The sequence below is a fragment of the Kosakonia sp. S57 genome, from assembly GCF_016516575.1.
Taxonomy (GTDB): Bacteria; Pseudomonadota; Gammaproteobacteria; order Enterobacterales; family Enterobacteriaceae; genus Kosakonia; species Kosakonia cowanii.
The window spans coordinates 81,736-94,940 of sequence record NZ_JACVUL010000009.1 but is presented as its reverse complement, the minus strand read 5'-3'; the positions used below and the strand labels follow the sequence as shown (position 1 = coordinate 94,940).

11 protein-coding genes are annotated in these 13,205 nt (G+C 56.5%); 4 read left to right on the top strand and 7 right to left on the bottom strand.

Translation table 11 applies throughout. From position 1 onward, the window contains the following. Positions 1 to 72 precede the first annotated feature (72 nt). The 5 genes from IAE48_RS10905 to IAE48_RS10885 form a co-directional block, all read right to left on the bottom strand. Positions 73 to 756 (bottom strand): hypothetical protein, encoded by a 684-nt coding sequence (locus IAE48_RS10905; RefSeq protein WP_200134356.1) that lies wholly within the window; start codon positions 754 to 756, stop codon positions 73 to 75. Positions 757 to 1,435: 679 nt separating this feature from the next. Continuing rightward, positions 1,436 to 2,755: an FAD-binding oxidoreductase gene (locus IAE48_RS10900; protein WP_200134355.1), complete on the bottom strand. Its 1,320-nt coding sequence runs from the start codon at positions 2,753 to 2,755 to the stop codon at positions 1,436 to 1,438. 255 nt (positions 2,756 to 3,010) lie between these two features. Further along, on the bottom strand, positions 3,011 to 3,712 hold the full coding sequence (locus IAE48_RS10895) for a GntR family transcriptional regulator (RefSeq protein ID WP_200134354.1): 702 nt from the start codon (positions 3,710 to 3,712) through the stop codon (positions 3,011 to 3,013). Between the two features lie 401 nt (positions 3,713 to 4,113). Continuing rightward, entirely contained in the window at positions 4,114 to 5,616 is a 1,503-nt protein-coding gene (locus IAE48_RS10890) for an aldehyde dehydrogenase (protein ID WP_200134353.1), read from the bottom strand. Between the two features lie 9 nt (positions 5,617 to 5,625). Next, positions 5,626 to 6,522 carry a dihydrodipicolinate synthase family protein gene (locus IAE48_RS10885; RefSeq protein WP_200134352.1) on the bottom strand — a complete coding sequence of 299 codons (897 nt, stop codon included), beginning with the start codon at positions 6,520 to 6,522 and terminating at the stop codon, positions 5,626 to 5,628. A 394-nt stretch (positions 6,523 to 6,916) separates the two neighbouring features. On the opposite strand from IAE48_RS10885, the gene yddG reads away from it, so the two are divergent. Beyond that, positions 6,917 to 7,828, top strand: coding sequence for an aromatic amino acid DMT transporter YddG (yddG, locus tag IAE48_RS10880; protein WP_200134351.1), 912 nt, complete (start codon positions 6,917 to 6,919; stop codon positions 7,826 to 7,828). 264 nt (positions 7,829 to 8,092) lie between these two features. After that, the gene (locus tag IAE48_RS10875; RefSeq protein WP_200134350.1) at positions 8,093 to 9,475 is read left to right on the top strand and encodes an MFS transporter; all 1,383 of its coding nucleotides are present in this window, start codon (positions 8,093 to 8,095) and stop codon (positions 9,473 to 9,475) included. A gap of 74 nt (positions 9,476 to 9,549) precedes the next feature. On the opposite strand, the gene IAE48_RS10870 is transcribed toward IAE48_RS10875, so the two are convergent. Both IAE48_RS10870 and IAE48_RS10865 read right to left on the bottom strand, forming a co-directional pair. Beyond that, a complete protein-coding gene (locus tag IAE48_RS10870) occupies positions 9,550 to 10,572 on the bottom strand; it encodes a GlxA family transcriptional regulator (RefSeq protein WP_233631547.1) in 1,023 nt (340 codons plus the stop codon). Then, complete coding sequence (locus IAE48_RS10865) at positions 10,544 to 11,032, bottom strand: MarR family winged helix-turn-helix transcriptional regulator (protein ID WP_200134349.1); 489 nt, start codon at positions 11,030 to 11,032, stop codon at positions 10,544 to 10,546. The genes IAE48_RS10870 and IAE48_RS10865 overlap by 29 nt, the downstream gene beginning before the upstream one ends. Before the next feature lie 95 nt (positions 11,033 to 11,127). Between IAE48_RS10865 and IAE48_RS10860 the strand changes: the two genes are divergently transcribed. Together IAE48_RS10860 and IAE48_RS10855 are read left to right on the top strand one after the other, a co-directional pair. Further along, positions 11,128 to 11,703 carry a UbiX family flavin prenyltransferase gene (locus IAE48_RS10860; RefSeq protein ID WP_200134348.1) on the top strand — a complete coding sequence of 192 codons (576 nt, stop codon included), beginning with the start codon at positions 11,128 to 11,130 and terminating at the stop codon, positions 11,701 to 11,703. A gap of 10 nt (positions 11,704 to 11,713) precedes the next feature. Beyond that, on the top strand, positions 11,714 to 13,150 hold the full coding sequence (locus tag IAE48_RS10855) for a UbiD family decarboxylase (protein ID WP_200134347.1): 1,437 nt from the start codon (positions 11,714 to 11,716) through the stop codon (positions 13,148 to 13,150). Positions 13,151 to 13,205: the final 55 nt, after the last annotated feature.

Genomic DNA, 13,205 nt, shown 5'->3' with positions numbered 1-13,205 from the left:
GCGGACCTAAACTCGCCCGCTTAAACTGAGGAACACGTCAATTGCATCCGGCATGTATCTACATTGCCAATATTAAATCTCTAATGGATAAAATTTTTCCCAGTTATAACTTATCCTTGCTAATGTCAATTCTCCGAAGACATCCCCGTAATCAATTTCCTGACGTTTCAAAAAAAACTCACGCAACGTTGCGGGCATAAAAGCAGCGCTGTAGCGCAGGATCGTACTGTGCCAGAATGGTGCCGGTAATGGACTGCTGCCGTGACGCATCAGCAACTCATCTTTCCAGTTAGACTCCAGAATTTTCTCGCAGAATGATTGACGCCTGGCTATCGCTGGCTCATCTGGGATACCCGCCAGTAACAACTGGCTGGGCAAAGCGATTAAACGAAGGTGCCTGATCACAATCTCTTTCGAATGATACCCAGACCAGATATTTTTCAACTGATCCACTTTCGAGGGCAATCGCTCGTTTGCCTTATAAAGTGGAAGAGTCAGTGGTAAGAAGGTGAAATGAAAACTGTGTGCTGGCTGGATGTCGGCGAGTGGATCGCCCTTTGTGAGCTCGTTCAATTCATCAATTAGCTGCGACACCGAAAATGGCATACGCGGTTTTATGCCTGTTGCCAGAGCGAGTTTTATCGGGTCGTAGTAGTGTTTCTCTCTAATTTCCCCGATTTCAGCATTAGTATCCCACATCCCAATGGTGTTTAAATTTGTTGAACGGTAAATCTCTGGCAAGCTAAAGGATTTCATTATCGTCCTTATGGATATTGAACACAGGCTATAAGCTGCAGTTTTATAAGATATTTTAGGCCATTCTACTAATATTTCAGCGCTAATTAGGTCTGGAGTTAGGATTTTATGCCTGCTTATTCCTGCTCAACGGCTTGGTTGTTGAACAGGAATAAGCAGGACGTCCTCTACGTCCGCTCCTGGCACAAAACGGACTGTCATTGTCACGCATTTTGTCAGCGGTCAGTTAATCCAGCCTCCCGGCGTGAGGCAAGGCAACTGCTCAAACGCTCTAATGTTGTCGTTACCAGCACGATGCCGGCGCCAATGGTATGCCCGGCGATCGCAGGGCCACTCGGCGTCCGGCGTCCGGCGTCCGGCGTCCGGCGTAGGTATAACATATTTAACAAACTCGTGGTGATGTGATTTGTCAGGTGCAGAATTGTTATGGGCTCAGTTACAGGACAGTTAGATCGAAGCCACTGAAGCACACAAACAGCCTTAAAACAAGCTGCACGCCAAGCAAGGAATCCGAGCAACTCTATCACTGGCCGCTGGGTAGCCGTCTAGCGACCACCCGAATCTTAGCGATATTGGGCTATAAGGCATTCAGTAAGAGTGCCGGGTGGCGCTGCGCTTATCTGACCCGGAAACCCATAGGCCTGATAAGCGCAGCGCCATCAGGCGTTTTCACGGAATGCTACACCTCAAGTCCGGCGCGGAACTGGCCCCACTTCAGCACCGAGTTCACCCCAATTGACAGGAACGGCTCCGGCGGGGTTCTGTTTGGGCCCGGCGAGGCGACGAGGAAATCGATCAGCTCGTTGCGCTCCCCGGCGATCATATTCGCCAGCAGTTTGCCGGTGGCGGTGCCGCGGGTGATCCCCAGACCGTTACAGCACAGCGCGCCATAGACGTTTGGTGCCAGTTGACCAAAGAAGCCTTCGTGATTATCCGACAGGCAGATGGCTCCGCTCCAGGAGTATTCGAAATCGACCTTGCTCAGCATCGGGAAACGGCGCTCGAAAGATTTGCGATGGGTATTGATATTGTGCTCCAGCTGTTTTTCACGCGGACGACCGTCAGGATGGAAGCTAAAGCTGTTGCGCATCAGGATGCGGTTATCGACCGTGCGGCGCACGGTGCTGCCAAACGGATGCGCCGGAATAACCCCCCATACCGGCTTGCCGCCGAGCTGCGCCTGCTCGGCGGCGGTCAGGGGACGGGTCAGGCTGCCATAGAGGAAGGTCGGCAGCAGGCTGCCACGCAGAAAGCCAAAATGAGCGGCAAAGGCGTTATTGGCCAGGATCAGCGTGTCGGCGGTGATACTACCCTGAGCATGCACTAGCGTCACTTTGTTGCCATAGTCTATAGAGGTAATCGGCGTGTTTTCATACAGCGTCACGTTAGAGGGCAGGCTATCCGCAAGCCCTTTCACCAGCGCCGATGGCTGGAGCAGAATGGTGCCCGGAATGTAGAGCGCCTGCTGATAGTAGGAAGTGCCGATATGGTCCGGCAGATCCTTCCCTGAGATCATCTCCGCGTGACGGCCAATTTTCTCCAACCCGCTGCGGTAGGCCTCCAAGATAGCGATCCCCTTCTCCCCCACCGCGGCCTGGTATTTACCGGAATCGGTCATCTGGCACTCGATACCGTGCTGCTTCACGATCTCACGCAGATAGTTCTGCCCGAGGGTGTTAAGCTTGAGGATCAAATTGGCGGTGGTCACGTCGCCGATATAGTCCTTTGCTCCGATATCGTGCGGGACATCAATGGCGAAACCGGCGTTGCGCCCGGAAGAGCCGTAACCCACGTCCTGCGCCTCAATCAGCACCACCTCATCATCCGGGAAGTTCAGCGCCAGCTGGCGAGCCGCGGCCAGCCCGGTTAACCCGGCACCGACTATCGCCCAGCGGGCATGCTTTTGCCCCACATGGGCAGGACGCGGGATACGCGGTTGACTGGTGTGATACCAACCCGGCAGGGCGTCGTCAGCAGGAAGAGAAGTGATCTTTTGCAAGTTGGTTACTCCGGTAAGCTCTGATTATGTTCTCGTCACGTCACCCCAAGATCCGGCAACGATCGTGAGAATAATGTTAGTCACCATGAGAAAATGAATATGTGATGTATATCCCATGTATACATGAAGTGTATAAATAGTTACAAGAATGATAAAAAAGGCGTATGAAGTCCGACGCAGAAAGGCGTTTGAGAAGAAAAGAGAACGGAGAAATGAGCCTGCCAGCGGACGCCAGCAGGCTTTAAAAAGAGAGGCTCAGCGGCTACCGCTCTCGGGGAACTGCGCGAAGTTATCGGCTTTCAGCCCCTGCGGCGCGATGAATATTTCCATGTTTTCACGCGACAGTTCCCAGTGCTCAAACACCAGATCGACCACCGCCTGTTCGTCACGCGCCTCAATGGCAACGATAAAGGCGTCGTGATGATCCGCAGCCAGTTGCAGCCGGAGCTCCATATCCTCGTTTTGCGGCCGGAAGAATGTGTGCCCGATACGACAGTGGTCGATCAGCAAACGTCCCAGGCTCGGCTGCAGATAGGGGTTGGACGCCATCTCGCCCATGATCTCGTGAAAACGGTTGTTCTCCAGCGCCAGCGCCTCGGCGTCCCGGGACTGCACTGCCTTACGAAATCGCTTTTGGGTCTCTTTCAGCGCTTTTAGCTGCGCCGGTTTGTAATGCTGCACCGCAAGGCGTCCGGTGGCGGCGTAGATCATCGGTGCCACCAGGAAGAAATTGCGCAGCGTGGAGTGGCTCATCGGGATCACCCGCACGCCACGTTTTTCCACAATTTCGAGATAACCTTCTCCCGCCAGACGCTGGAACACTTCTCGCACCGGCGTACGGGAGAGACCGTACTGTGCTGTCAGCGCGGCTTCATCCAGCAGCTCGTCTGGATCCAGCTCCATGGTCAGAATATGGCGCTTGAGATCCTCATACAGCGCTACCTTTCCCGTTCTCATTGACGCCTCCTGAAAGTCGATCTGTGATGCCCAACTATGATGTTGCTTAACCTACAGATAAAGATGTGCAACAGCAAAATTATCAGCCACGCCAGTCATGCTCTGCGCATTTCTATGGCAGTCTGATAAATCAGCTCTATGGCAGTCTGATAAATCAGCCTCAGGAGGGGCTCCGGATCCCGGTCCGGTGGATGACGCAGGATCTCCCCACGCAGCCAGGCAATTTCACTGTTGGCAACCTGGCGAAATGACCGCATTTGCCCGGCATTTTTAGCCACTTCATAATAAAGGCATTTTTCTGGCGGTTTGAGCCAATGCGTCCCTCCTTTCTCGACAGGCCAACCGCCACCAGAAGACAGAAATAGAAATGGATTCTCTCTTCCAGACCGTTAAAAACGGCTTCAGGCGTCGTCTTCAGAAAGATCAATCCAGAGAGTCTTCAGTTCGGTGTACTGGTCGAGGGCGAATACAGATTTATCGCGCCCGCCAAAGCCCGACTGCTTGTAGCCACCAAACGGCGTGGTGGCGTCACCTTCCCCGAAGCAGTTCACCGTCACCGTACCGGCACGAATGGCGCGCGAGACGCGAATGGCCCGGGTCAGCCTGCTGGTGTAGACCGACGCGGTCAGACCGTATTCTGTATCGTTGGCCAGCGCAATGGCCTCGGCTTCGGTTTTAAAGGTGGTGACGCACAGCACCGGGCCGAAGATCTCCTCCCGGAACAGCGCGCTCTCCGGCGTCACGCCTTTGATAATGGTCGGCTGGACATAAACGCCCTGCTCAGTATCGCCGCCCTGCACCATCCGCAGCCCCTCCTGGCGGGCGGTGTCGAGATAGCCGCTCACCTTGCTGAAATGCTCCGTCGAGACCATCGCCCCCAGTCGGTTGTTGGGATCGAGTGGGTTGCCCATCGGCCAGTCGCCGATCTGTTTTGCCATCTCGGCCAGCAGCGCCTCTTTGACATTTTCCTGCACCAGCAGGCGCGAGGTGGCGGAACAGTTCTCGCCCATATTCCAGAATGCGCCGTTTAGCACGTGGCCAGCCACGGCCGCCAGATCCCCCGCATCGTCAAAGACGACAGCCGGGTTTTTACCGCCGCACTCCAGCACTACCTTCTTGAGGTTGGACTCTGCCGCATAGTGCAGGAAGCGCCGTCCGGTAGCGGTGGAGCCGGTAAAGCTCACCATGTCGATATCTGGGTGCAGGCCAATCGGTTCTCCGACAGCTTTGCCGGTGCCGGTGACGATATTCAGCACGCCCGCCGGGATGCCTGCCTCAAAGGCCAACTCTGCGACGCGCAGCGCGGTGAGCGAGGTCTGCTCCGCCGGTTTGACGATGACCGAGCAGCCAGCCGCCAGCGCCGGGCCAATTTTCCAGGCCAGCATCAGCAGCGGGAAGTTCCACGGCAGGACGCAGCCCACTACACCAATCGGCTCGCGCACTACCAGCGCCATCGCGCCGTTACCGACCGGGGCGGTGTGGTCATAAAGTTTGTCGATGGCTTCCGCGTGCCACTTCAGCACGTGGATGGTTTCCGGCACGTCTACCGCCAGACATTCGCTCACCGGTTTGCCGCTGTCGAGGCTCTCCAGCACTGCCAGCTGGTCGATCTCCTGCTCCATCAGCGCCGCCAGTTTCAGCAGTACCGCCTTGCGTTCGCCCAGCGCCCGCTTGCTCCAGCTTCCGGCCTCGAAGGCGCTGCGCGCCCCCGCCACCGCCGCGTTGACGTCGGTGATGTCGCAGGCGGCAATGTGGCCGAGGATTTCCCCGGTGGCCGGATTTGTTGTTGGCAGCGTTTTGCTGGATTGCGCGGCCACGAAGCGTCCGTTGATAAAGGCCTGGCTCGCTAGGGAGAGCTCCCGGGCGATGGCCGTTACGTCATCCAGGGTATGCAGCTGACTCATATCGCCTCCTTACAGCGCCGCAGCGACGTTGCGTTTCACATCGGCAATCACCGCTTTCAGCTGCGCTTTCTCTTCTTCATTCAGATCCTGCAGCGGCGCACGCACCGTGCCTGAGGTCAGACCGTTCAGCTCGCAGCCGTAACGGATCGACTGCACGAACTTGCCGCCGTCAAGGTAGTTCATCAGCGGCATCATCGCAGCCATGATCTTGCGGCCTTTGGCAAAGTCTTTCTCCACCACGCAGGCTTCATACAGCGCCACGTGCTCATGCGGGATAAAGTTGGAACCGGCGCAGACCCAGCTTTGCGCGCCCCAGGCGAAGAACTCGAGAGCCTGATCGTCCCAGCCGCAGGAGAGCGCAATGTCCGGGAACTTGCAGGCCAGCAGGTGCAGATTGTTGAAATCGCCGGAGCTCTCTTTGATGGCGACCACGTTCGACGAGCGGCTCACTTCGCGAAAGTAGGTCTCGCCCATGGTGATACCCATGCGGCCCGGGTAGTTGTAGAGCATGATCGGCAGCTGGGCGGCTTTATCCACGGTCAGCGCGTGATGAGCGTTTTCCTGCTCGGTCGGCAGGGCGTACGGCGGCGAGGTTACCAGGATGGCATCGGCTTTATGCTCACGGGCATGTTTGGCGTAGTCCACCGCATCTTCGGTACGAATTGCGCCGGTGCCGACAATCAGCGGCAGGCGGGTGCCAATCACCTGGCGGGCGTGTTCTACCAGCGCTTTACGCTCTTCCGGGCTCTGGGCGTAGTATTCGCCGGTAGAGCCACCGATGATAATACCGTGAACGCGGGCCTCGATCAGCGACTCCAGCACGTCGGAAAAGCGCGCAAAATCAATGCTGCCATCGGCTGCGTAAGGGGTAATTGCCGGTGTGTAGATACCTTCAAATGTCAACACGATAACCTCCAGGGGGAATTCACGACCATCACAGTCTGCTACGCAAGCCTGATGCACTGCGTTTGTTAAAAATTTGCACAGGGGAGGTAAAAGGTCAATGAGTGAATATTTTTTGTATACACGAAAAATACAAATTAAATACGTATCAACAGAAGATTTTGACAAACTTGAAAAAAATAAAACTTAAAAATCAACAAAATAAATGCATTATTTTGTCGTAGTAATTTTCTATATGATTTCCGATAGCGATCACATTAACGAATTATCACCCGCTGATACGTATTTACAGTGCCTTTCCGGCAGCATAGTTTTAATGCTGCAGTTAACCAGAATTTAACAAAGCGGCACACCGGAAGCCCGGAACGTGACCAGAATGTAAACAGAGGTACAAGGTATGCCCCATAAGAAAGCGACACTCATCGGCCTGATCGCCATCCTGCTCTGGAGCGCGATTGTCGGCCTGATCAAAAGCGTGAGCGAAGGCTTTGGCCCGGTGGGCGGGGCGGCGTTGATCTATTCCTGTAGCGCGGTGCTGCTGCTGCTTACCATCGGCTTTCCGAAGATCCAAAAGTTCCCGCTGAGCTATCTCATCATCGGCAGCGTGCTGTTCGTTTGCTATGAGCTGTGCCTGTCGCTGTCGCTGGGCTTTACCCATACCGGGCGTCAGGCGATTGAAGTGGGGATGGTGAATTATCTCTGGCCGAGCATGACCATTTTACTGGCGGTGATCGTTAACCGGCAGAAAACCAGTCCGTTAATTATTCCCGGGGTGATTTTAGCCATCGTAGGAATAGGCCGGGTATTAGGCGGCGACGGTGGATTTTCGCTGACGGAGATGATGAATAACGTTATGGATAATCCGTTAAGTTACGGGCTGGCATTCAGCGGGGCGGTGATCTGGGCTATTTATTGCGTGGTTACCCAACGTATCGCTCAGGGAAATAACGGTATCACGTTGTTCTTTATCTTAACGGCGCTGACGCTGTGGGTGAAATATCTCACCTCGCCCCAGCCGGGATTTACTCTGTCGTGGCACGCATGGATCAGCCTGATACTGGCGGCAATAGCGATGGGCTTTGGCTATGCCGCTTGGAACGTCGGGATCCTGCACGGCAACGTTACGGTGCTGGCGGCGGTGTCGTACTTTATTCCGATCATCTCAGCGGTGCTGGCTGCCTTTATGCTGGATTCGCACCTGACCCTGGCCTTCTGGCAGGGCACAGCGATGGTCAGCCTCGGATCACTGGTCTGCTGGTGGTCGACGCGCACGGTTGCCGTCAAACGATTATCTGACGAAGCGTCTTAAAAATAACAGACACAGTAACAACATAATAAATATAAATAACATCTTATCCGACCATCCTGCAGCGGAGGAGTATTTGCCATGAATCACGCGAAATAAAGCACACTCTTATTTAACGCTTGAACCTTCTTAGACCTATATTTATTCCTTAATCGTTTGATTAATGGAGAGCGGCTTCGCTCGGCCTGAATAAACATTCATCGCTAATTATGTTTATTCCTGCTGTAGCCCATTAATTCAACGATATCGGGGAAGACAGGAGTTACCATGTCAAATACCGTTTCTGTTGAAGACGTACCACTCAACCGCTTTCACCGGCTGCTGACCGTTCGCTCCGGTGGTGGCTCCTTCGTTGATGGCTATGTGCTGAGCATTATAGGCATCGCAATGATTAAGGTCTCCCCGGCTCTGGGACTGACAGCATTCTGGGAGGGTCTGATAGCCGCCTCGGCGCTGATCGGCATCTTCTTTGGCGGCTTTATCGGCGGCGCACTCACTGACCGGCTGGGCAGACGGATGCTCTATTTCGTCGGCCCAACGCTGTTTGTAGTCTGTTCCGTGGCGCAATACTGGGTGCAAAGCGGCGAGATGCTGTTTGTCCTGCGCTTTCTAAACGGCATGGCGGTGGGCATTGAGTACCCGGTGGCGACCGCCTTCCTGGTGGAGTTTCTGCCGAAGAAAAACCGCGGGCCATGCCTTGCTACCCTCACCATCCTGTGGTTTGCCGGTGCCGCCGCAGCCTATATGTTCGGCGAAGCGCTGCTGCACTTTGGCAGCCCGGATGCCTGGCGCCTAACCCTGGCGAGCACTGCGGTAATTGGTGCTCTGCTGTTTTTGGTACGTATGGGCACCCCTGAATCCCCGCGCTGGCTGATCAGCAAAGGCCGTCACGCCGAAGCAGAAGCGATCATTCGCAAGGTTTATGGCCCTGACTTTGGCCTGGGCAACCTGCCGGAGCAGGCAGAAAGCAAAAACCTCTCCTTCTACAACCTGCTGCACTCGGGTTACGGCAAACGCATGGCGTTCGTGAGCATCTTCTGGACCTGCTCAGTGATCCCGGTGTTTGCGGTGTATGCCTTTGCGCCGAAAGTGCTGGATGCCCTGCACCTGAGCGGTAGGTGGGCCTCCTACGGTTCGGTTGCCATCACGTTGTTGTTCGTGGTCGGCTGCATTATCGCCACCCGGCTGGTGAACACCCTGGGCCGCCGCAAGCTGCTGCTGCAAAGCTTTCTCTGGTCAGGACTGGCGCTGCTGCTGCTGGGCCTGCTGCGTGACGGTCCGTCAATGATCATTTTGCTGATGTTTGGTGCATACGCGCTGTTCATCGGCGGGGCTCAGGTGCTGCAGTTGGTCTATCCGAACGAGATCTTCCCGACGGAGATCCGTGCCGGTGCGGTTGGCGTGGGGACCTCGTTGTCGCGCATTGGCGCCGCGGTCGGGACCTGGCTGGTGCCCGCCTCGCTGCAGAGCCTGGGGATCGGCACCACCATGTATATCGCCGCGGCGATCACCTTTGTGGGCTTAGCCGTCTCCTGGTGGCTGGCACCGGAAACCAACACCCGCAGCCTGGCCGATGCGGCTTCGCTGGATGATACCTCGTCACAGAAAGCAAGTGCGCCAGGGTCGATGGCAAAGCGTCATATGCTGTAGAGAGCTGTTTTGCCGGGTGGCGATGCGCTTATCCGGCCTAAAAAACTGGGCCTGCACTTTTGCCGTGTGGCCCTTTACTCTTTCACCAGTTTCTCCACTTCCCTGCGCCGCTTTCTGAACGAGCTGGGGGTTTCTCCGTACTGTTTACGGAACCAGGCGATTAGGTGCGAGGCATCCGCAAAACCGGTGGCGGTGGCAATGGCGTTAATGCTGTTACTGGAGTCGGCCATCAGCTTGCGAGCCTGCTCAAGGCGCATCCGCCGCCAATACACCGCCGCCGAGTGGCCGGTACACCGGGTAAAGATCAGATTGAGCTGGCGGAAGGTCACCCCGGCAAACTCTGCCACCTCCGCCAGCGGCACTGGCGAATCGAGATGGTGCTTCATAAACTCAATAACCCTGGTGACCAGCGGATTCTCGTAGACGTCGGGTTCGCTGAGCGACGCTTTATGCTTCGTTTTCGGCGTGGGCATCTCATCCACCAGCAGATATTTCAGCACCTTTTGCGAGCGCACCAGCCCACAGTGCTGGCGAATCAGATCCGCAGCCAGGTCAATCGCCGTCCCGCCTGGACAGGAGATAATCCCGCCGTCCTTGATGTAGGTTTTATCGATCACCGGAATGGCTTTCGGGAAACGCAGCCGGAACTCGTCCCGGGTGGTGAAGTGGATCGCGCAGTGGCGACCGTCCAGCAGCCCGGCGTTACCGGCGACAAAGGCCCCGCTGCACAGGGTAATGATCGGGATATTACAGGCATGCAAGTTCCGCAGGGCCTGCAACAGCCACTCCGGCGAATGCCGGGTCTCTTCCAGCAGCCCGCCCGCGACCACGAAGTAATCCCACTCTTTCGAGAAATCGAGCTTTGCGGTGGGCGACACCGGCAGGCCGCAACTGGCGGTAATCGGCTGATCATCGCATGTCATCCACTCCCAGCGGCAGAAGATCTGCCGGCTGGAAAAGGACTCGTCCGCCGCAAAGCGCAGGGACTCCACCAGCCCCGCCACCGAGGCCAGCGTAAAGTGCTTCATCAGCAGAAAGCCGATAGTCAGATCGGGCTTCGGTTCACGGTCAGGCAATTTCGTTGGAGGCATAGTCATCAGGCTCCTGCAATCCCCCCAGCTTGCTCAGCAGACGCTTCAGGTCAGCGATATCCTGGGTATTCAGACCAGCGGTAATCATCTTCTCGGCGCTTTTGGCCTGCTCAATCATCCGGGCCAGCATCACCTCGCCCTCTGCAGTCATGGAGACCAGCTTGCGGCGGCGGTTGGCGGGATCGGTCTCTACCGTCAGTAACCCGCTTTTGGTCATCCGGTCGATCACGTAAGTACCGGTGGCTTTATCAAATCCGGCGCGGCTTCCCAGCGTTTGCTGGTTGCAGGTTGTTTCTTCAGCCAGCACTACCAGTATGGCGTACTGCACGGCAGATAACCCGGTATCGACGCACTGGCTCCAGCAGGTGGTGGAATGCTGCCCTGCGCGGCGCATCAGGTGCATTAATGAACAATCGCCGTACGGCCACAGGGGCGCGGCAAGGATTAAGTCACGATTTTCTGCCATCGACTTTCTTGACTCCTGAAAACGACAAACATATAGTTCGAGTAAAAACAGTTTGCACTTAAACTATACATGAAAGAATACATTCAGAGAACCGCATGAAGCTTGTTGTAGGCATGACTGGCGCTACTGGCGCTGCAATTGGCGTTCGTTTACTGGCCGCGCTGAAGGATCTGGACGTCGAAACGCATCTGATCGTCTCCAAATGGGCGCGCGCCATCATTCAACTGGAAACGCCCTACAGTGTACAGGAGGTTATTGCGCTCGCCTCGAAGACTTACAGTGAGCACGATCAGGCGGCGGCCATCTCCAGCGGCTCCTTTCGCGTCGACGGCATGATTGTAGTGCCGTGCAGCATGAAAACCCTCGCCGCCATCCGCTGCGGCTACGCCGATGGCCTCATTGCCCGCGCCGCCGACGTGACCCTGAAAGAGCAGCGCAAGCTGGTGCTGGTGCCGCGTGAATCGCCACTCAACACCATCCACCTGGAGAACATGCTCGCCATCACCCACGCCGGGGCCATGATGCTGCCTCCGATGCCCGCCTTCTATAACAACCCCACAAGCACTGACAACATCATCAACCACTTTGTGTCGCGCATTCTGGATCAGTTCGGCCTGGATAACGCTTTAACGAAACGCTGGGGTGAACCTCACTCCACTCCTACGGCTTAAGGAGAGCCTGATGAACTATTACGGTGATTTACGCAGTTATATCGATGCCCTCGACGCCATGGGTGACATCATGCACGTGACCCGCGAAGTGGACGGTGATTTTGAGCCAAGCGCCATTACCCGCCGCAGCTATGAGATCCAGTCCCCTGCCCCGCTGTTCCATAAGGTGGCAGGCGTAGCCCCCGGTTTCCGTCTGTTCGGTGCCCCGGCCAGCCTCTCCTTCCGTCAGGATATACCTTATGCCCGCGTGGCGATGTCCCTCGGCCTGGCCCCGGCGTCCACCGGGCCGCAGATCGTCGAAGCGTTGTCGGCGGCGCGTCATAAGCCCGGCATTCCCCCGGTACGGGTGGCTTCTACGGATGCCCTGTGTCATCAGAACATCCTGCGCGGTGAAGAGGCGAACCTCGATCGCTTCCCGATCCCCTTTGCCCACGACAAGGATGGCGGTCGTTATGCCAACACCTGGGGCACGCTGATCGTCAAAACGCCGGACGGAAAATGGGTGAACTGGTCCATCGCCCGCGTTATGAAGGTCGACGGCAAACGGATGGTGGGGCTGATTGTCCCGAGCCAGCATATCGGCCAGATCTGGACTGAGTGGGTTAAGCTCGGCCAGCCGATGCCTTACGCCCTGGTGCAGGGCCCGGCTCCGGCGATCTCCTGCGTTTCCGGCATTCCGATCCCGGCCCACGCTGACGAGGTGGATTACATCGGCACCCTAGCGGGCGAGCCGGTGCCGGTGGTAAAGGCGGTCAGTATCGATCTGGACGTGCCTGCCACGGCAGAGATCGTGATTGAAGGCCATGTCTCCATCAATCGCGACTGTCAGGAAGGCCCGTACGGCGAGTACGGCGGCTATCTTGGCAATGGTTCTTCTGCCCAGCCGACCTTCCACGTCGAGACCATTACCCACCGGGACGATCCGATCTGGCCGATGTCGATCACCGGCCGCCCGACCGATGAGTCGCATACCCTGTGGGCGATGGGGTTGGCCGCCGATGCTTTGACGTATCTGCGCGACGCGAAGCTGCCGATTGTCACCGCCTGGATCCCGGAAGACTCGACCGTCCACTGGCTGCTTGTGGTTGTACCGCAGAACTGGCGCGAACTCCTGCCGGGCGTTACCAGCGAAGCCCTGGCCCAGCGCATAGGCGAGGTGTTGTTTAAGACCGACGCGATGGTGTTTATTCCGAAGGTCTACGTGGTGGATGATGATTTTGATCCGACCAACCTTCGCGAAGTGGTGTGGGTCCTCTCAACCCGCGTCCACCCGGTTGGCCGCCGCGTGGTGTTTGACGATCAGCGCGTAATCCGCCTGCCGCAGTGCTATGAAGAGGAGGAGTACGTGACATGTCTTGGGGCAAAAGTGGTGTTTGATACGCTGCAGACCACCCGCCATCTGCATGCGTCCTTTGAGCAGGGGTATCCGGAAGCGGTTCGCCAGTGAGTGCTGGATAACTGGCCGTCAGAGCTGTAAGTCTCTTATGCCTGTCTGTTTAAAC